General features: G+C 70.3%; 13 protein-coding genes. 7 read left to right on the top strand and 6 right to left on the bottom strand.

What is annotated here, in order from left to right:
• Positions 1-75: 75 nt before the first annotated feature.
• The 4 genes from ACH4YL_RS21725 to ACH4YL_RS21710 all read left to right on the top strand — a co-directional run bounded on the left by ACH4YL_RS21725 (position 76) and on the right by ACH4YL_RS21710 (position 7534).
• Complete coding sequence (locus tag ACH4YL_RS21725) at positions 76-2673, top strand: bifunctional FO biosynthesis protein CofGH (protein WP_398509027.1); 2598 nt, start codon at positions 76-78, stop codon at positions 2671-2673.
• A 182-nt stretch (positions 2674-2855) separates the two neighbouring features.
• A complete protein-coding gene (locus ACH4YL_RS21720; protein ID WP_398509026.1) occupies positions 2856-5198 on the top strand; it encodes a tetratricopeptide repeat protein in 2343 nt (780 codons plus the stop codon).
• Positions 5199-5239: 41 nt separating this feature from the next.
• On the top strand, positions 5240-6163 hold the full coding sequence (locus ACH4YL_RS21715) for a zinc-binding dehydrogenase (RefSeq protein ID WP_398509025.1): 924 nt from the start codon (positions 5240-5242) through the stop codon (positions 6161-6163).
• 255 nt (positions 6164-6418) lie between these two features.
• Positions 6419-7534: an ADP-ribosylglycohydrolase family protein gene (locus ACH4YL_RS21710; protein WP_398509024.1), complete on the top strand. Its 1116-nt coding sequence runs from the start codon at positions 6419-6421 to the stop codon at positions 7532-7534.
• A gap of 76 nt (positions 7535-7610) precedes the next feature.
• On the opposite strand, the gene ACH4YL_RS21705 is transcribed toward ACH4YL_RS21710, so the two are convergent.
• The 3 genes from ACH4YL_RS21705 to ACH4YL_RS21695 all read right to left on the bottom strand — a co-directional run bounded on the left by ACH4YL_RS21705 (position 7611) and on the right by ACH4YL_RS21695 (position 11665).
• Positions 7611-9194: a sodium:solute symporter family protein gene (locus tag ACH4YL_RS21705; RefSeq protein WP_398509023.1), complete on the bottom strand. Its 1584-nt coding sequence runs from the start codon at positions 9192-9194 to the stop codon at positions 7611-7613.
• Positions 9195-9556: 362 nt separating this feature from the next.
• Entirely contained in the window at positions 9557-10339 is a 783-nt protein-coding gene (locus tag ACH4YL_RS21700) for an SDR family oxidoreductase (RefSeq protein WP_398509022.1), read from the bottom strand.
• Between the two features lie 96 nt (positions 10340-10435).
• Entirely contained in the window at positions 10436-11665 is a 1230-nt protein-coding gene (locus ACH4YL_RS21695; RefSeq protein WP_398509021.1) for an FG-GAP-like repeat-containing protein, read from the bottom strand.
• Between the two features lie 169 nt (positions 11666-11834).
• Between ACH4YL_RS21695 and ACH4YL_RS21690 the strand changes: the two genes are divergently transcribed.
• Entirely contained in the window at positions 11835-12674 is an 840-nt protein-coding gene (locus tag ACH4YL_RS21690) for a hypothetical protein (protein ID WP_398509020.1), read from the top strand.
• A 163-nt stretch (positions 12675-12837) separates the two neighbouring features.
• Here the strand turns inward: ACH4YL_RS21690 and ACH4YL_RS21685 are convergent, their stop codons facing one another.
• The 3 genes from ACH4YL_RS21685 to ACH4YL_RS21675 form a co-directional block, all read right to left on the bottom strand.
• A complete protein-coding gene (locus ACH4YL_RS21685; protein WP_398509019.1) occupies positions 12838-13047 on the bottom strand; it encodes a DUF397 domain-containing protein in 210 nt (69 codons plus the stop codon).
• A gap of 231 nt (positions 13048-13278) precedes the next feature.
• Positions 13279-14136, bottom strand: a complete 858-nt coding sequence (locus ACH4YL_RS21680; protein WP_398509018.1) for a helix-turn-helix domain-containing protein — start codon at positions 14134-14136, stop codon at positions 13279-13281.
• Between the two features lie 258 nt (positions 14137-14394).
• The gene (locus ACH4YL_RS21675; RefSeq protein WP_398509017.1) at positions 14395-15126 is read right to left on the bottom strand and encodes a GPP34 family phosphoprotein; all 732 of its coding nucleotides are present in this window, start codon (positions 15124-15126) and stop codon (positions 14395-14397) included.
• 235 nt (positions 15127-15361) lie between these two features.
• Here ACH4YL_RS21675 and ACH4YL_RS21670 point away from each other — a divergent pair, with 235 nt between their 5' ends.
• Both ACH4YL_RS21670 and ACH4YL_RS21665 read left to right on the top strand, forming a co-directional pair.
• Positions 15362-18007, top strand: coding sequence for a serine hydrolase (locus ACH4YL_RS21670; RefSeq protein WP_398509016.1), 2646 nt, complete (start codon positions 15362-15364; stop codon positions 18005-18007).
• A gap of 160 nt (positions 18008-18167) precedes the next feature.
• Positions 18168-20021, top strand: a complete 1854-nt coding sequence (locus ACH4YL_RS21665; RefSeq protein ID WP_398509015.1) for an MFS transporter — start codon at positions 18168-18170, stop codon at positions 20019-20021.
• The last annotated feature ends 180 nt before the right edge of the window (positions 20022-20201 follow it).

Raw genomic sequence — 20201 nt, 5'->3', positions numbered from 1 at the left:
GGGCTCCGTATCCGAGGGATACCTCACCCCGCCCTCATCCTCCGCCCTCTTCCCTCGCGCTCGTATGCTCGATTCATGACAGATGACCAGCCCGGACGCGTAGAACGTCCCGCACCGCCCACCGAGAACGCCATGCGCCGCGCCCTCAAACGCGCCCGTGACGGTGTGGCGCTGGATGTCACCGAGGCCGCCGTCCTGTTGCAGGCGCGCGGGGACGATCTGGTCGATCTCGCCGCGTCCGCCGCCCGCGTGCGGGACGCGGGCCTCGAAGCGGCCGGTCGGCCCGGCGTCATCACCTACTCGAAGAGCGTGTTCATTCCGCTCACCCGGCTCTGCCGCGACAAGTGCCACTACTGCACCTTCGTCACCGTGCCGGGCAAGCTGCGCAAGGCCGGGCACGGGATGTTCATGTCGCCCGACGAGGTCCTCGACATCGCGCGGCGCGGGGCCGAACTGGGCTGCAAGGAAGCGCTGATCACCCTCGGCGACAAGCCCGAGGACCGCTGGCCCGAGGCCCGGGAGTGGCTCGACGCGCACGGGTACGACGACACCATCGCGTACGTACGTGCCATGTCGATCCGGATCCTGGAGGAGACCGGGCTGCTGCCCCATCTCAACCCCGGAGTCCTGTCCTGGACCGACTTCCAGCGGCTCAAGCCCGTTGCGCCGTCCATGGGGATGATGCTGGAGACCACGGCGACCCGGCTGTGGAGCGAGCCCGGCGGGCCGCACTACGGGTCTCCGGACAAGGAGCCGGCCGTACGGCTGCGAGTGCTGGAGGACGCCGGGCGCAGTTCCGTCCCGTTCACCAGCGGGCTGCTCATCGGGATCGGTGAGACGTACGAGGAGCGCGCCGACTCCCTGTTCGCGCTGCGGCGCATCTCCCGTGCGTACCACGGCATTCAGGAGCTGATCCTGCAGAACTTCCGCGCCAAGCCCGACACGGCGATGCGCGGCATGCCCGACGCCGAGCTGGACGAGCTGGTCGCCACCGTCGCCGTCGCGCGGCACATCATGGGGCCGTCCGCCTGTCTGCAGGCGCCGCCGAATCTGGTGGCGGGGGAGTACGCGCGGCTCATCGGCGCCGGGATCGACGACTGGGGCGGGGTCTCGCCCGTCACCATCGACCATGTGAATCCGGAGCGGCCCTGGCCGCAGATCGACGAGCTGACCGAGCGGTCCGCCGAGGTCGGGTTCGAGCTGCGCGAACGGCTCTGCGTGTACCCGGAGTTCGTGCAGCGCGGCGAGCCCTGGCTCGATCCCCGGCTGCTTCCGCACGTCCGCGCGCTCGTCGACCCCGAAACCGGGCTCGCCCGCGAGGACGCCGTCGTCGAGGGCCACGCCTGGCAGGAGCCGGACGAAGCCTTCACCGCCACTGGACGTACCGACCTGCACCGGACCATCGACACCGACGGGCGCACCTCCGACCGACGCGACGACTTCGACCATGTCTACGGCGACTGGGACGAGCTGCGCGAGGCCGCCGCGCCCGGCATGGTGCCCTCCCGGATCGAGACGGATGTGAAGTCGGCGCTCAAGCAGGCCGCCGACGATCCGACGAAGCTCACCGACGAAGAAGCGCTGGCGCTGCTGCACGCCGACGGGCCGGCCCTCGACGCCCTCACCCGGATCGCGGACGACCTCCGCCGCCAAGTCGTCGGCGACGATGTCACATACATCGTCACCCGCAACATCAACTTCACCAACGTCTGCTACACCGGCTGCCGCTTCTGCGCCTTCGCCCAGCGGCGTACCGACGCCGACGCCTACACCCTCTCCCTCGACCAGGTCGCCGACCGCGCCGCGCAGGCCTGGGACGTGGGCGCCGTCGAGGTGTGCATGCAGGGCGGCATCCATCCCGACCTGCCCGGCACGGCGTACTTCGACATCGCCCGGGCCGTGAAGACCAGGGTTCCCGGCATGCATGTGCATGCCTTCTCGCCCATGGAGGTCGTCAACGGGGCCAGCAGGACCGGACTTTCGATCCGTGAATGGCTGACGGCCGCGAAGGAGGCCGGGCTCGACTCCATCCCCGGGACCGCCGCCGAGATCCTCGACGACGAGGTCCGCTGGATCCTGACCAAGGGCAAGCTGCCCACCGCCACCTGGATCGAAGTCGTCAAGACGGCGCACGAGCTGGGCATCCGGTCCTCGTCGACCATGATGTACGGGCATGTGGACCAGCCCCGCCACTGGCTCGGCCACTTCCGTACGCTCGCCGGGATCCAGCAGGAGACCGGCGGCTTCACGGAGTTCGTGACACTGCCGTTCATCCACACCAACGCGCCCGTGTATCTCGCCGGGATCGCCCGGCCCGGCCCGACGACCCGCGACAACCGCGCGGTGACCGCGATGGCACGGCTCCTGCTCCACCCGCACATCACCAACATCCAGACCAGCTGGGTGAAGCTGGGTACGGAGGGGGCGGCGGAGATGCTGCGCTCCGGGGCCAACGACCTCGGCGGCACGCTGATGGAGGAGACCATCTCCCGCATGGCGGGCTCCAGTTACGGCTCGTACCGATCCGTTAAGGACCTCGTCGCCATCGCGCAGGCGGCCGGGCGTCCGGCGAAGCCGCGTACGACGCTGTACGGCGAGGTGCCCGAGGAGCGGATCCGCGCGGCTGCCGCGTCCGACGGGCATTTGCCGGAGCTGCTGCCGGTGCTCGACTAGGGCCTGTCGTCTGGATCAGGCCGGATGAGTGAGCGGGTCTGGTGCCGTGGAACGCGGCGAGGCGCGGTGGCAGGGCACGCGAGCCCGGCGAGATCCAGACGAAAGGCCCTGGGGCTGAGACACTGGGGCCCATGGGGCAGCGGGCCGGATCATCGAGATCGTCTACAGCTTCGGCACCTTCCATGCAGGAGCTGATCAGGCGTCGCCGGCGCGCCGGGTTCGTCGGCAGGCGGGACGAACTCGCCCTCTTCCGGGCGAACTTCGACGTGCCGGTGGAGGACGAGCGGCATCGCTTCGTCTTCCATGTCCACGGCAGCGCGGGCGTCGGCAAGACCTCGCTCGTGCGCGAGCTGGAGCACGTCGCGCGCGAACGCCGGGCGCTCACCGCCACGCTCGACGAGTCGGTGAACAGCGTGCCGGAGGCGATGACGGCGCTCGCCGCGCAGTTCGCGCGCCAGGGCCACCCGCTGAAGGACCTGGACCGGATGCTGGCGACGTACCGGCAGCGGCGGCACGAGGCGGAGTCGGCGACGACCGAGACACAGGAGGGCCCGTCCGCCGGATCGGTCGTCGCGGCTCAGGCCGGGCTGATCGGGCTCGGCATGGTGCCCGGTGTCGGCGCGCTCGTCGGCGGCGTCGACCCGGACCGGTTCGCCCGTGGCGCGGATCATCTGAAAGCCACGCTGATGGGCCGCTTCGGCAAGCACGAGGACGCCCAACTGGTCCTCGACCCGGTCGAGTTCCTGACGCCCGTCCTGGTCGAGGAACTGGACCGGATCGCGGCCCAGGTCCCGTGGATCACGCTCTTCTTCGACACCTACGAACGCACCGGTCCGTTCCTCGACCCCTGGCTGCGCGATCTGATCACCACCGACCGGTACGGCGAGCTGCCCGGCCGGGTCGTCGTCACGCTCTCCGGCCAGCGGCCGCTCGACCCCAACTGCTGGGCCGACTGCGCCGACTTCATCACCGATCTCCCGCTCGCGCCCTTCACCGACTCCGAGGCCCGCCAACTCCTCGCCGCCAACGGCGTCCTGGACGAGCAGATCGTCCAGGACGTCCTCAGGCTCTCCGGCCGGCTGCCCGTCCTGGTCTCCACGCTCGCCGAGAACCCGGGCCGCGTCGACGACCCCGCCGCGACGGCCGTCGAGCGCTTCCTCAAGTGGGAGCGTGATCCGGTGCGCCGCTCCGCCGCGCTCGAAGGGGCGCTGCCGCGTCGGCTCGACGAGGACGTGTTCCGGGCGGCCGTCGAGGGCGACGCGGCCGGGATGTTCGGCTGGGTGCGTGCGCTGCCGTTTGTCGTCGAGCGCGGCGGCCGGGTCCAGTACCACGATGTCGTACGGGATCCGATGGTGCGGCTGCTGCGCACCCTGTCGCCGCAGCGCTGGACCGCGGGACACGCGCGCCTCGCCGCCGCGTTCGGCGGCCGGCGGGCGGCCGCGGGCGACGGTGTGGACGCCGACGAGCGGTGGACCCTGGAGTCGTGGCGCGAGCCGCGCCTGGAGGAGACGTACCACCTGCTGATCGCGCAGCCGCGTGCCGCGCTGCCGGACGTGCTGCGAGACGGCGTGGACGCCTGCCACCAGGATCCGCCGGCCGCCGGCCGCTGGGTGCGGACCCTCGTCGACGCGGCCGAGGACGGCGACACCGAATGGCTGCGCGCGTGGGCCGGGCGGTGCCAGAGCGCGCTGGACGACGAACGGCCGTACGGCATCGGGCTGCTGAGCCTGCTGCTGACCCGGACCGAACTCGACGCCGACGGCCGCCTCGCCGCGCACGTCGCCCGCGCCTGGGCGCACTTCCGCGCCGATGCGTACGAGGACGCGCTGACGGACTACCGGCGTGCGCTGAGCCTGGACCCGCGCAGCGCACGCGCGTACCAGGGCCGCGCGGTCACCTACCGGGCCATGAGGGAGTACGACCTGGCGCTCGCGGACCTGGACCGGGCGGAGGACATCGCGCCCGACCGGTCGTCGGCGGTGCGCGAGCGCGGGGAGACATACCGCAGGGCCGGTCGCTACGAGGAGGCCGTGGCCGTGCTCGACCGGGCGCACGCGCTCGACCCGGACGACCCGGTGGTCCTGGGCAGCCGGGGGCAGGCCCTCTTCCGGCTGGGTCGGCAGCGGGAGGCGCTGGAGGACCTGGACCGTGCCGTTGAGCTGTGGGACGGCTACGCATGGGCGCTGATGCGGCGCGCCCACATTCGCAGCCGCCTCGGCGACGTCAACGGGGCCCTGGAGGACCTCGACAGGGCGGAGCGGGCGGCTCCGGAGAAGGCCGGGATCGCGGGCGAGCGCGGCGACGTGTACCGGCTCGCGGGCCGTCACGCGGAGGCGGTGGAGCAGTACGGCGAGGCGCTGCGGCTCCGGCCCGGGTACTACTGGGCGCTGGGCAGCCGGGCCATGGCGTACGAGGGACTGGGGCGGCCCGACCTCGCACTGGCCGACCTGGAACGGGCGCTGGCCCTGAAATCGGACTACACATGGGCCCTGGAGCAGCGGCAACGGCTGCTGGGCTCCCACTGAACCTGCTCCCAACTGCTTCCACTCAATCCTTAGGAGTACGCATGTCCGTCAGGGCCCTTGTCGTCGACCCGTCCGCGCCCGCCGCGGTTCGTCCGGGCGAAGTGGCCGACCCGGTGGCCGGGTCCGGGCAGGTGCTGCTGGACGTCCACTACGCGTCGCTCAACTACGGCGACCTGAACGACGCCAAGTCCGGCCGGGTACCGCCGGGCGCGGTGCTTGGCTCGGACGCGGCCGGTGTGGTGGTGCAGGCCGCGGCCGACGGCTCGGGGCCCGCGGTGGGAACGCGCGTGGTGGCGCTCCAGCCCGGCGCCTTCGCCGAACGCATCGCGGTCGACGTGAACGCGCTGGCCGAAGTCCCGGAGCAGGTCGGTCTGGCGGAGGCGGCGGCGCTGCCGGTGGCCGGGATCGCCGCGCTGCGGTCCCTGCGGTCCGGTGGGCTGGGGCCCGGCAAGCGGGTGCTGGTCACCGGCGCTTCGGGTGGTGTGGGCCGGTTCGCCGTCCAGCTGGCGGCGCACGCGGGCGCACACGTGATCGCCTCGGTGGGCTCGGCGCCCCGCCGCGAGGGCCTGGTGAAGGCCGGGGCCGACGAAGTGGTGATCGGCCTCGCCGGAATCGACCGGCCGGTGGACGTGATCATCGACAGCGTCGGAGGTCCGCAACTGTTCGAGGCGTGGCAGCTGCTCGCGCCGGGCGGCAGCCTGCAGAGCGTCGGCTGGACCTCCGGGGAGCCCGCGGTCTTCGAGCCGTACTCGACGATCGGCCCGGCCAAGTCGCTGACCTCGTTCATCAACGACCTCTCCGCACCGGGCGCGGACCTGGCGGAGCTCGTACGACATGTCGCGGACGGCAGCCTGTCGGTGGACCTCGGCTGGCAGGGCCCGTGGGAGGACGTGGCCGAGGCGGCGGACGCGCTGCGGTCCCGCCGGGTGCGCGGCAAGGCGGTGCTGCGGGTGTCCGGGGCCTGAGTGCCGGGCTTGCGCGGGCGTGCGGCCCGGGCGGGCGCTCCGGCGCGCGGGAGTCTTCCCCGCGCCGTTTCCCGAAGCTGTGGGCTGCGCCCTCAGAGCCCCTCCGGGGTGGGGCAGGCCGCGGGCCGACGCCGCCGCACCCCCAGGTGGCCGCACCCGTGCGGACAGGCTCCCGCACCCACGGACGCGGTCACCCGAAACTCTCGTCGATTAAAGTGCTGCGGCATACGTTCGACGTCCAGGGAGGGACGCGCGGTGAGCGCAGCAGCCACGGCCGTCTGGGGCCGTGCCGAACAGCAGGACTTCCGCGCCCGCGTGCGCGGCGCCCTGCTCGGCGGCGCCATCGGCGACGCGCTCGGCGCCGGAGTCGCCGCGCTCACGCTGGAGGAGATACGCACGGCCCACGGCCCGGACGGCGTCGCCGACCTGGTGCCCGCACACGGCCGCCGGGGGGCGGTCACCGCCGCCACCCAGCTGACCCTGTTCACCGTCGACGGGCTGATACGCGCGCAGGTCCGCCGGGACACGGGAGCCTGGCACCCGCCCACCGATGTGCACCGCGCCTATCTGAGATGGGCCGCGACCCAGCGCGACTGGGGACCCGACGAGCGCCGCAAGGACAACGGCTGGCTCGCCCGCGAGGAGTGGCTCTACACCCGACGCGATCCGTCCAACGCCTGCATCGTCGGACTCGGCGACGAGACCATGGGCACCCTCGAAGCCCCCAAGAACCCCACCGCGCGCGACGCGGGCGCACTGGCGCGTTCCGCGCCGTTCGGGCTGCTGGTGGGCTGGGAGCCGCAGTTGGTCTGCCAGCTCGCCGTGGAGTGCGCGGCCCAGACCCACGGCCATCCCACCGCGTATCTCTCGGCGGGCGCGTTCGCCGTGATCGTGCACGGACTGGCGCGCGGCGAGACCCTGGACGGCTCTGTGCAGCGGGCACTCGCGCTGCTGGCCGCCCGCCCCGGCCACCAGCCCGTCACGGACGCGCTCAAGCATGCGCTCGGCGCCGTACGCCAGGGCATCCCCGGCCCCGCCCGCATCGCCTCGCTCGGCGCGGGCGACAACGCCGAGGACGCGCTCGCCATCGCCGTCTACTGCGCGCTCGTCGGCGAGGACATCCGGCACGGCCTGCGTCTCGCCGTCAACCACGACGGCCCGTCCGAGACCACCGGCGTCATCACCGGCGCGCTGCTCGGCGTGCTGCACGGCGAGACGGCGCTGCCGCCCGCCTGGCTCTGCGAGCTGGAGGGCAGGCCCACGATCCTGGAACTCGCCGACGACTTCGCGATGGAGATGACCCAGGGCCCGGCCCTGCACGGCCCCACTCTCAACGCGCCCGGCTGGCTGGCCCGCTACCCGCGCACCTGACGCAGACGACGAGGCGGTACGGATGAGGGCCCGGCCCCCGTGCGGGGAGCCGGGCCCTCATCCGTCAGGGGCGGACTCAGCCGTCCGCGCCCTCGCGGCCGAGCACCTTCGCCTCGGCCGGCTCGGCCTGCGCCGGCACGGCCGCGGCCGCGTACGCCGAGCCCGGCCCGCCGTCGTCCGAGTTGATCTTGGCGATGAGGTCGTCGCGCTCGGGGGTGTCCTCCGGCTTGATGTAGCCGATGAGGATGTAGAGGACGAGCGAGACGGCCAGCGGGATCGAGACCTGGTACTGCAACGGCACTCCGCCGTCGACGTTCCAGCTGATCGGGTAGTTGACCAGCCAGAAGGTGAGCAGGCCGAGGCCCCAGCTGGTCAGCGCGGCCGTCGGTCCGCTCTTGCGGAACCACGGCAGCAGGCCCAGCATCAGCGGAATCGCGATCGGGCCCATGAGTCCGGCGACCCACTTGATGACGACGGTGATGATGTCGCCGAAGAAGGCCGAGTTGACCTGGGTCGCGATGGCCATCGAGAGCCCGAGGAAGAGCAGCGTGGCCCAGCGGGCGGCCAGCAGCCCCATGCGGGTGTCCCATTCGCGGGCCTTGCGGGACACGGCGGGCATGATGTCGCGGGTGACGACCGCCGCGATCGCGTTGGCGTCGGAGGAGCACATCGCCATCGTGTGGGAGAAGAAGCCCACGATGACCAGGCCCAGCAGACCGTGCGGCAGCAGCTGTTCGGCCATCAGCGCGTACGAGTCGGCGGGCACCTTCGTGTCGATGATCAGCGGCGCGACCCACATCGGGAAGAACAGCACCAGCGGCCAGATCAGCCACAGTACGGCGGACAGCCGGCCCGACCGCTCCGCGGACTTCGCGGAGTCGGTGGCCATGTAGCGCTGTGCCTGGTTCCACATGCCGCCGTTGTACTCGAAGGTCTTGATGAAGAGGTACGCGATCAGGAAGACCATCATGTACGGCCCGGCCAGCGGCTCGGCGTGGCCCTTGAGCTCCGGCTCGTCCCAGACGTTCCACAGGGAGCTGAAGCCGCCCAGCTCGGCCATGACCGCGACGAGCATCGCGATGCCGGCGATGAACTGGATGATGAACTGCCCGAGTTCGGTGAGCGCGTCCGCCCACAGGCCGCCGACGGTGCAGTAGACGGCGGTGACCGCGCCGGTGATGAGGATGCCCGTGTTGAGCGAGACGCCGGTGAAGACGGAGAGCAGGGTGGCGATGGCGGCCCACTTGGCGCCGACGTCGACGATCTTCAGCAGTACGCCGGACCAGGCGAGCGCCTGCTGGGTGGGCAGGTTGTAGCGGTTCTTGAGGTATTCGAGCGGCGAGGACACATGCAGCCGCGAGCGCACCCGGTTGAGCCGGGGCGCGAAGACCTTGGACCCGATCGCGATGCCGATGGCGATGGGGAAGGACCAGGTGACGTACGAGGTGACGCCGTAGGTGTACGCGATGGCCGCGTAGCCGGTGAACATCACCGCGCTGTAGCCGGACATGTGGTGCGAGATGCCGGAGAGCCACCACGGCATCTTGCCGCCGGCGGTGAAGAAGTCGCTGACGTTGTCAACGCGCTTGTGCGACCAGAGTCCGATCGCGACCATCACACCGAAATAGCCGATGAGCACGGTCCAGTCGAGACTGTTCATGTGCCCCCTCCTGGGGTCCGCCTTGTGAACGTCGTTGGCGCTTCGTCAGTACGTCCGATCAGCGGTGCCCCCGTGCGGGAGCGGGGACTTCGGGGATTGAACCGCCTGGTAGGGGGGCGGGTCAAGAGCTCCAACGGTCAGGGATGTGAACGCAGATCAGAAAGCCGAACGATTTTGCTTGTTCTTGACCTCCCCGGGCGTTGTCGTGAACGTGACGGCGGCCACACGATGAGCAGGCACTTCGTCAGTCTCCGCAGTTGAAGCACAGACAAAGGAAAGACCGCACGGGATGCGGGTCCCGTGCGGCCGAGGAAGGATGAGGTCAACTGCCGTTATTCATGAGCCGGTTGTCCACGCACCGGCTACCGCATCAGTTCGCCGGCGTTGACCAGCAGCGACTGACCCGTGATCGCCCGGGCCCGGTCGGAGGCGAGGAAGGCCGCGGCCTCCGCGACGTCTCCGTCCGTGGCCAGCTCGGGCAGCGCCATCCGTTCGGTGAGCCGCCCGAGCACCTCGGTCTCCGGTACGCCTTCGGTGTGTGCCGTGAACTGCACGTACGCCTGGACCGGCGGTCCCCACATCCAGCCCGGCAGCACGGTGTTCACCCGGATCCGGTCCGGCCCCAGCTCACGCGCCAGCGAGTACATCGCCGAGGTCAGCGCCCCCTTCGAAGCCGCGTACGCCGCCTGCCACACCTGTGAGGGCGCGGCCACCGCCGACTGCGTGCCGATGATGACGACCGAACCGCCGCGTTCCTTGAGCGCCGGCAGGCAGGCTCGGGTCATCCGCAGGGTGCCCAGCAGATTCACATCGATGACCTTCTGCCAGGTGCTGAAGTCCGCGTCCGCCAGACCACCGAAGTAGCTGTCCCAGGCGGCGACATGGACAACGGCGTCGATCCCGCCGAACCGCTCGACCGCGAGCGCGGCCAGCGCTTCGCACTGCGCCTCGTCCGTGATGTCCGTGGCACGCAAGGCGGTCCGGGCGCCGCCGGGGTCGATCTCGGCGGCGGACTTCGCCAGATTCTCCTCCGTACGCGCCCCGAGGACCGCGTTGCCGCCGTCCCGTACGACGGTCGCGGCGACCTGATGGCCGAGCCCGGCGCCGACACCGGAGACGATCACGGTCTTTCCCTGCAGCAGCATGGCGTGCTCCTTCGACACAGGCCCGGCCCGTACCTGACGGTGCGTCAGAGTACGGGCCGGGAGCTGCGGAAGGAAGACCGGCGCAGGAGACCGGCGTCAGTACACGCCGTTCAGCCCCCACCAGTCCTGGTCGAGGTCGATGGCGCGCAGGAAGGTGCCGGTGAAGCCGCCCCGGTAGAGGAACAGCACGCCCGGACGGCCGCCCTGGTACTGCGCGTTGCTGACGGCCAGCAGGTCGTTGCCCTCGTCGCTGTCGACCGAGCCCACGGCGACCAGTGTCTGCATGACCTGCCAGCCACCGCCGAGCGCCTTGCGGACGCCGAAGGTGCCGTTGCCGCGCCCCGGGTAGTTGAAGAGCTGTCCCGAGGTGTCGCGGGCGAGCAGATCGGGACGACCGTCGAGATTGAGGTCGCCGGGGCCGATCAGGAAGGTCATCGCGTTCCAGCCGGTGCCCAGCGACGTGCGTGCGCCGAAGCCGCCGTTGCCGCGGCCGGGGTAGAGCCAGAGCCTGCCGGTGGAATCGCGGGCGAGCAGGTCCTTGCGCCCGTCACTGGTCAGATCGCCCGCAGCCCTGATGGCCGTCATCGCGTTCCAGCCGGTGCCCACGGCGGTACGCGCGCCGAAGGTGCCGTTGCCGCGCCCCGGGTAGAGCCAGAGCGTGCCGCTCTTGTCGCGCGCCAGCAGATCCTCGCGGCCGTCGCCCGACAGATCGCCGTGGCGGGTCAGCGCGGTCATGGCGTTCCAGCCGCCGCCGACCAGCCGGCCCGAGTCGTCGCCCGGCAGGAACCAGAGCCGACCGACCGCGTCCCGTACGAGGATGTCGGAGACGAAGTTGCCGTCGAGGTCGCCGAATCCGGCCTTGTTGGGGGCCGGGTTCTCGAACGGCAGATGCCAGCGAGGGTAGGCGTTCTGCGAGCACTCGCGCTCGGTCCTGACCCACTTGATCGAGCTGATCCGCCGGTCGAGGCTGGAGCTCCAGTGGTACTCGCCGCGGCCGGCGGGCCTCTCGCTCCAGTACGAGGCGTTCTCGCCGGAGAGCGAGTAGTCCGGCTCGGTGTAGAGGCAGGCGAACTGCGACCCGCGGTTGGTGAACGAGCGGATCCTGTTGTCCCAGGTGCCGAGCGTCGGCATGTTCGTGTTGGTCATGAACATCGTGCCGTCGCCGTGGTCGCCGGTGAAACCACAGAAATAGCCGGTGGGGCAGCGGTCGGCACCGGTCGCTGCCTGGGCGCTCTGGGCGGGGACGGTGGCGGCCAGCAGGCCGCCCATCACCAGGCCCGCAAGTGCGGCGAAGCCGCGTCGCGTCTTGTTCACGGTCTTCTTCACGCCAACGTCGACTGTCCGGACCGCCTTTTGGTTGTCCTGCCTCTTGAGCCGGCTTCTCTTCGGCTCCCCTTTCGGCCTCCCTTCTGGCTCCCCTCTTGGTTCCTCTTTTGGCTCCTCTTTGATTGTCGCCCCCCTCCCCAACTGACGCACCATCAGATACACCGGAGGGATGACAGAAGACACGCGCAGCGAGGTGTACGCGGAACTTGCGGCCGTCGGCCCCTACGGAGTCCGACCCGGGCACGCCCTGATCACCATGGTCGAACCGCATCCCGGCCATGAGTACGCGTACAACCGCTGGTACGAGGACGACCACTACTACGCGGGCGCGATGGCGATGCCCTGGATGTACTCGGGACGGCGCTGGGTCGCCACCCGGGAGCTGCAACTGCTGCGCTATCCCGAGAAGTCGGCCGTGGCGCAGCCGGTCACCGCGGGCTGCTACATCTCCACGTACTGGATCACCGACGGCCGCTACGCCGACCACATGAAGTGGACCGTCGGCATCAACAAGCGGCTGAACCGGGACGGCCGGGTCTACCAGGACCGCACGCACGTCTTCACCGCCTTCCAGGACCGCGAGGCGACGGTCTACCGCGACGGCGCGGCCGGTCCGCGGGACTATCACGCGCTGGACCATCCGTACGCCGGCCTGGTCGTCGAGGTGATCGATGCCGAAGGGCCGGAGCAGCGTGCCGAGTTGCTGGAGTGGCTGCGCTCCAGGCATCTGCCGAAGCGGCTGGTGGGCTCTCCCGCGGCGATGGTGACCGTCTTCCGGCCGACGCCGCTGCCGGGCGACCGGATGACCTATGTGAAGCAGGTGGAAGGAGTGGACAACCGGCTGACGCTGCTGTGGTTCCTCGAGGAGGACCCGAGGGAGCGCTGGGAGTCTGCGTTCGCCGGACTCGACGCAGCGGTCGTCGAATCGGGGCTGGGGCGGGTGGAGCTGGTGGCTCCCTTCATCCCCACGGTCCCTGGGACCGACCGCTACGTCGATCAACTGCGCTGAGGCGGACGGGCTTTGGAGACGGACGGGCTTTAGAGACGGAAGCTGGTGGGGGATGGCCGTCGCGGCATGGCCGAGCCCCCTCGGCCAGGACGGCGGACCAGTCGAGAGGGCTCTGTCAGGTGGATCTGTGCGGTGCTGTTCGGCGTGCTTCCCGGCCTACTGCTCAGCCGAGTTGGAACGCGCCATGCCCCACTTCGTTCACGAACGCGTTCCACGATTCGGGGACGAAGCTGATCGACGGGCCCGCGGGGACCTTGGAGTCCCGTACGGCGATCGCCTGAGCGACGGGGGATTTGACCTCGACGCATGCGCCGTTTCCAGTGGAGTACGAGGACTTCGTCCAGGTCTCCGTGGCGCCCTGAATGATTGCCATGTCTGCTCCGCTTCGGCAAGTGGTGCGATGTGCGCCAGCGTTCTTGCTGGCGTGATCGACGCTACTCGCCGCTTTCGGTGCGTGAGGAAGGCATTCACTCGACCGGGTGGCATATTCCATCCGACTCTTCCGCCACGCCGTGGCGGGGGTGTACTTTACGGTCCCCCGCGGCGCCGAAGCCGATTGGCGAACCGTTTCGGTCATATTTCAACGGCTCGCCGGGCGGGCGTTTCAGCGGGCGTAGTCCTTGGCGATGTCCGCGATGAAGGCCCGCGTCTGGTCCACATTCAGGGCCTGAGCGCGCAGATGCTCGTACATGACGCTGTACTTCTGGACGTCGTTCGCCTTCTCCAGATACAGGTCGCTGGTGACGCCCTCGATGTATACGACGCTCGAGTCCGAGGCGTCCGGGAATTCCAGGATCGCGTACTGCCCGTTGATTCCCGGGTGCGCGCCCATCTCGAACGGCAGCACCTGCACGGTGACATGCGGCAGCTGGGACAGTTCCACCAGATGCTCAAGCTGCTCGCGCATCAGGTTCTTGCCGCCGACGAGCCGGCGCAGCGCGGCCTCGTCGATCACCACCCACAGCCGCAGCGGATGATCCGCCTCCTTGATCCGCTCCTGGCGGCGCACCCGGACGCTGACCCGTTTCTCGATGTCGGTCGTGCCGCTCTCCGGGAGTGCGCCCGAGATCAGCGCCTCGGCGTACTGCCGGGTCTGCAACAGGCCGGGCACGACCTGGGGTTCGTAGACCCGCAGGCTGGCGGCGTCGGTCTCCAGGCCGATGTACACGCTGTACGGGATGTCGCCGAATGCGTGCCACCAGCCTTGCTGGCGGGAGTCCTTCGCCATTTGCATCAGCGAGTCGACGATCCGGTGGTCCTCGACCTCGTAGACGCCGCACAGATCGCGGACATCGCGCTGGCTGATGGAACGACGGCCGTTCTCCAGGCGGGAGATCTTCGACTGGGAGACGAGCAGGCGCTCCGCCACCTCCTCGGCCGTCATGCCCTTCAGCTCGCGGAGCCGGCGCAGCTCCTGACCCAATCGGCGTCGCCTGACGGTGGGATTGACACTGGACGCCACGGAAACTGCACCTCCGGCTGCGTAGCTGAGCGTATCTACCGCTCAGCAGACTGCCACCAATGGTCGTGGCTGCGCTGCGAAATGGGAACACGCACGGCAGGCGGCGCGGCACGCAGTGCACGCGGGGCGGCACTCGGCGGACGCGCGGACGCGCGGGGCAGCGCTGTGGCTGCCCCGCGCGTCATGTGCGGCTCCCGAACCGGGTCGTGGGGACGTCGGTGCGGCGGTTCTTCTGCGGGTGCTGCTTCGGTTACTGCTTCAGTGCGCGGCGACGCGGGCCATGCTTCCGCGGTGAGGTGGCATCGACACGGCTGCCGCCGCCCGATTGCCGCCCGTTGTCGCGGTGGGATTACGGCGTGGCTGCGCGGCCACACCGTTCTGGACGTCCATCACGGCGTGCGCCACGAGTCCGCCCATCGGGTCGTGCCTGATGAGGTCCCGCAGACGGGACCTCGAGGAACGCCCTTCGTTCCCGGGGTACAGGTGCTTGCCGAGACCGACCGCATGGGCCAGCGCGGCGAGCGCCGCGGTCCGCGGGTCCGGCGGTACGCCGGTGCGGATCGCGCTGTCCAGCCGGGCCCTGATGTCCCGGCTGATTGCCGTGTCCGTCGCCTGGTAGCGAGTCGTCGGCAGCACCCCGCACATCTGGCCCGCCACGGCATGCACCATGCCGCACCGCTCCAGATGAGCGAGATAGATCTGGCGCAGCCCCAGCCGGGGCCCGCCGATCCAGTGGACAGCCCGAACCGGGCTGCCGCGTCTGCGCAACAGCTCCAGTGCGGAGTCCAATGTCGGATCTCCTGTCGGCCGTGGCATCACCACGGCGATACGATCCCCGTCTGGGGCTATCCGTCCTGCCAGAGCCAGCTCTACTAGCTGGGCTCCGGCCAGGCCGAGGTCGAGCGACTGCGGCTGCGCTGTGGTACCCGTGGTCGGGTCCAGAGCGAGCAACAGCAGCTCCTCCGGAAGTGTTCTGCGGCTCCTGCCCATCCATGCCTCCCCGCGTGGATGAATGACAGGGTGACCCCTCTCACATTGGTCTGTCGAGAGCGCCTGGGTACTTCGTATGGGAACCGGTAGGTATGTCGTTCTCGTCTAGGCACGGGAGCGGCGCTCTCACACAGGACACTGATAGATGGTTCGGACAACACGGGCTGTCGTTTCTGCGGCGCTCGCAGCAGGTACGTATGGCCCTGTACGGCGTATTGCGCATGACTCATGACGCATGACTCATGGAGGAGGCACGGTGGCGGGCGAGTCCCCCGACAAGTCGGAGCAGCGGAAGTCGTCGGGGGAGACGACTCCGGGCGAACGTGACCCGCGGCTTGCCGTGTTCCGCCAGGCATCACCGGGCGTGGACCAGCCGACGACGGTCTTCAAGCTGCCGGAGCCGGTGGCCGAGCCGGGCGGTACGGAGCCGGCCGCGTCGAGTGAGTCGAGCGAGCCGAGTACGTCGAGTACGTCCAGCACCGAGTCGGGCTCGCGGGAGAACGACGCGAGGCTGCGGGCGGCGGTGGCGGCGTGGGTCGCGGGCGCAGATGCCCCGGACTCCGCGGATTCCGCGGCGCAGCAGAGCGAAAACGTACCTGCGGACTCCGCGTCGGCCCTGGTGGCACCACGCGAGGACACGGAGTCGAGCGACGATTCTGCGGACCCGGCGGAGGATGAGGCGGACGGCGACGCCGACGAGGACGCCGAGGCCGACGAGTCGCGCCTGTCGGCGGAGCTCGCCCCCGAGCCTCCGGCTCCGGCGGTTGCGGAAGCGCCGGAGGACGGCGACGACAGCGACGCCGACGACGCTGCTGAGGCGGCTGCGTCCGACGAGGCTGCCGAGGCCGACGAGTCGCGCCTGTCGGCGGAGCTCGCCCCCGAGCCTCCGGCTCCGGCGGTTGCGGAAGCGCCGGAGGACGGCGACGACAGCGACGCCGACGACGCTGCTGAGGCCGCCGGGGAGGCGTCTGCGGACGGTGCCGGCGAGCCCGCAGCGCAGGCTGCCCCCGGCACTGACGCCGAGACGGCTCCTGAGGCGGCTGAGACGGCCGCGGACGGCGACGCAGACGTGGACGAGTCCCGCAAGCCCACCGACACGTCGGCTTCGCCGGACGAAGCCGACGGCGGCGGCTCCCGTACGCCCGCAGACGCGGACTCCGACGCCACCCCGCCCGCCGACACTGACGAGGCCCCTGAGGCCCCTGAGGCGGCTGCGTCGGCCGCGCCCGGCAAGGACGCCGACTCCGGCCGCGCCCGTAAGCCCTCCTGGGCCGCGAAGGCGGACGACGCACCCGACGACGCCGGCGAGTCTCGGAAGCCTTCCGCATCCGCAACTGCAAAGCCTGTTGACCAGCCCACCACCACCCTCAAGTCGCCGCAGAAGCCCCGCGTCGATCACCCCACCACCGCCCTCAAGCTGCCGCCCGCGGCGCGGCCCGAGGTCAAGCCGGCCGAGCCGGTCGAGCCGGTCGAGCCGGCCGAACCCGCCGAGCCCGCCGACCGCAGCAGCAAGTTCGTGCCGCTTCGCGTCGGCGAGGCCGCCCCCGCGAGCCTTGCCGAGAGCGAGCGGACCAAGCAGCAGCCCATGCCGCCGCTGCCTCCGCTAGATCTGCTCGCCGAGCTGACCAACACTCCGCCGCCGCCCCAGACCGCCGTCCGCACCGTCTTCCGGCGGATCAAGATCTGGACGCCGCTCGTCGTCCTCCTCTTGATCGTCTTTGCGGTCGTACAGGCCGTGCGGCCACTCCCCGCCCCCGCGCTCACCCTCTCCGCCGAGCCCGAGTACGCCTTCAAGGGCGGGCAGCTCACCCTGCCGTGGCCCGGCGAGGGCCAGGGGGCCGTCGAGGTCGAGGGTGTCGGGAGCATCGGGACGTACGGGGCGCAGAAGCCCGCGCCGATCGCGAGTGTCGCGAAGACGATGACCGCGTACGTGATCCTCAAGGAGCACCCGATCTCCGGCGAGCAGGTCGGGCCGAAGATCACCGTCGACCAGCAGGCCGAGGACGAGTCCAAGAACGACGACGAATCGACCGCCGCGATCTCCAAGGGTCAGCAGTTCACCGAGAAGCAGATGCTGCAGTTGCTGATGATCCCGTCCGGGAACAACGCCGCGCGCCTGCTCGCCCGCTGGGACTCGACGACCGAGGCCGAGTTCGTCAAGAAGATGAACGACGCCGCCAAGGACCTCGGCATGACCGGCACCACCTACACGGACCCGAGCGGTCTCAAGGCGACCACCGTGTCCACCCCGCAGGACCAGCTCAAGCTGGCCAAGGCGGTCATGCAGAACGACATCTTCCGCGAGATCGTCGACACCACCCTGACCACCATTCCCGGCATCAACGGCACGATCAGGAACAACAACGACGCGGCCCTGCTGGAGCCCGGCGTCGGCGGCATCAAGACCGGTTCCTCCACTCCGGCCGGCGGCAATCTGCTCTGGTCCGCGAACGTCGAGGTCGACGGCAAGATCCGCCGCATCGTCGGCATCACCATGGGCGTCCAGAACGCCGCCATCCTCAACGACAAGCTCGAGCTGGCGATCGACCACAGCATCAAGGTGATCAAGGCGGCCCAGGACGGCGTCACCTCCGCCACCGTCGTCAAGAAGGGCCAGGTCGTCGGATATGTCGACGACGGCCTCGGCGGCCGTACCGCCGTCGTCGCCACCAAGGACCTGAAGGCCGTCGGCTGGGGCGGCCTGAAGGTCGAGATCGCCATGAACGACGGCGGCAAGGCCCTGCCGCACTCCGCGAAGGCGGGCACGGTCGTCGGGCAGGTCTCCGTCGGCTCCGGCACCGGCAAGGTGACCGCCCCGGTCGCGCTCCAGCAGGACCTGGCGGAACCTGGATTCGGCGACAAGCTGACCAGGCTCGGCTAGGCGATCGGCGTCGCGCGGGCGTCCCGGGATCACGGGATGCCCGCGTGCTAGCGTCCCGGGCAACTCAAGGACGCCGGGACACGTCCTTCTGACCACAGGACGTACGTCGGGCGAACACGGGCAGACGGACGGGCAGGACGGTAGGACGGGGAGAGCCGCAGTGACCACTGCTGAGCCGACGCATGCGGACGGCAGCAGCACCGAGACAGGGCCGCGAATACGCCTGCCCGCGTCCGGCAGCCACTCAGGTCCGGACGCAGGTTCCGACTCAGGCCAGGACACCGACCCGGGACCTCTCGCCGACCTGCGCGACCGGCTGACCCGCCACCCCGTCCTCGTCGCGACCACCCTCGCGGCCCTGCTCCACCTTCTCTGGTTCTTCTTCCTCGCCAACAGCGGCGGCGACATCGCCGCGCAGGACGCCTGGGCGGAGTTCGTCGGCCGCCATCCCGACTCGGCGTACAACCTCGCCTGGTACGGCGGGATGCACCCCGTCTCGTACAGCGTCGTATCGCCGTATCTGATGTCCCTGATCGGCGTCCGCTCGACGATGATGTTCGCCGGCACGGTCTCGGCCGCGCTGACCGCGCTGATCCTGGTCCGGGTGCCTGCCGTCCGCAATCCGCTGGCCTGCGCGCTCGCCGGCGTCTTCGCCTTCTTCTGCAACGCCCTGTCGGGCCGGGTGACCTTCGGCCTCGGCATGATGTTCGCGCTCGGCGCGGTCGCCGCGGTCTTCTGCTGGCCGCACCGCTGGCGGATGCAGCGCTGGGCGAAGGCCGCGGTCGCCGCGCCGCTCGCGGGGCTGGCCACCGCGTCGAGCCCGGTCGCCGGGCTGTTCCTCGGGGTCGTCGCGGCCGCGCTGTTCCTCAACCGCCGCCGCCCCGGTGCGTACGCTCTCGGTCTCGCTCCGGTCGTGGTCGTCGCGCTGTCGGCCTGGCTGTTCCCGTTCTCCGGCACTCAGCCGATGTCCTTCTGGTCGACCTCGCTGCCGTTCATCTACGGCGTCTTCGTCTTCGTCCTGGTGCCGAAGGAGTGGCGCACGGTTCGCGCCGCCGCGGCGGTCTACACGCTGGGCACGCTGCTGACCTGGCTGATCGATTCCCAGATCGGCTCCAACGTGTCGCGGCTGCCGATGCTCTTCGCGGGCGTCGTGCTGCTCGCGGCGCTGCCGTTCACCGTGCCGCGCTCACGCAAGTGGTACGCGGTGGTCATCGCCTTCGCCGGTCTGAACTTCTGGATCGGCTACAAGGCCGTCGACGACATGGTGCGTACGGCCCCGACCGCGTCCTGGAACCGCGAGTTGGCGCCGCTGGTCAACCGGCTCCAGCAGGTCCGCGCCGAACGCGGCCGGGTCGAGGTGGTGCCCGCGAGCAGCCACCGGGAGGCGTCCGCCCTCGCGCCGTACGTCAATCTGGCCCGCGGCTGGAACCGGCAGGCCGACATGAAGCGCAACCCGCTCTTCTACGACGACGACAAGACGCTCACGTCGGCCGGTTACCGCGCCTGGCTGGACCGGTGGGCGGTGCACTTCGTCGTGCTGCCGAAGGGCTCGCCCGACGAGAGCGGCGCGAAGCAGGAGGCGGAGCTGGTCCGCGAGGGGCAGCCGTATCTGAGCCGGATCTGGGGCGACGCGAACTGGCAGCTGTTCGCCGTGAAGGACCCGATGCCGCTGGCCGATCCGCCGGCCACCGTGGACCACGCGGGCGCGGGCGAGCTCAAGATCCAGGTGAAGACGGCGGGCCGGGTGCTGATCCGGATCCCGTACTCGCCGTGGCTGAGCATCGTGGACGAGGACGGCAACAAGGTGAAGGCCCCGGAGGAGACGGCCGCCTCGAAGGAACGGGACTACGAACCCAAGCGGTTCACCAATCCGAACGGCTGCCTGATCAAGGCGGAGGAGGACGCGGAGGGCGACGAGTGGACCGAACTGCTCGCGCCCCGGCCGGGTGTGTACCGGCTGGCGGCTCCGTATCAACTCCCGCGCGGTACGGCGTGCCCCGAGGAAATGCGCTGAAAAGTCGACAGTGACTATGCCAGGAACTTGGTCGGGCCCTTACCCGCGTTAACACCTACCTGCGTTTCGCCTGCTGAGGCATAGTGGACACGTTTGACATACCGAGTGGTTGGTCTACTGGTTCGGGTGTGACATGGCGTGCGAACGATGCGGTGGCAACGGTGGGGGCGCACTGCCAGG

It is taken from the genome of Streptomyces sp. NPDC020681 (assembly GCF_044334895.1).
In the GTDB taxonomy this organism is placed as follows: domain Bacteria; phylum Actinomycetota; class Actinomycetes; order Streptomycetales; family Streptomycetaceae; genus Streptomyces.
This window is presented reverse-complemented; position numbering and strand designations above follow the sequence as displayed.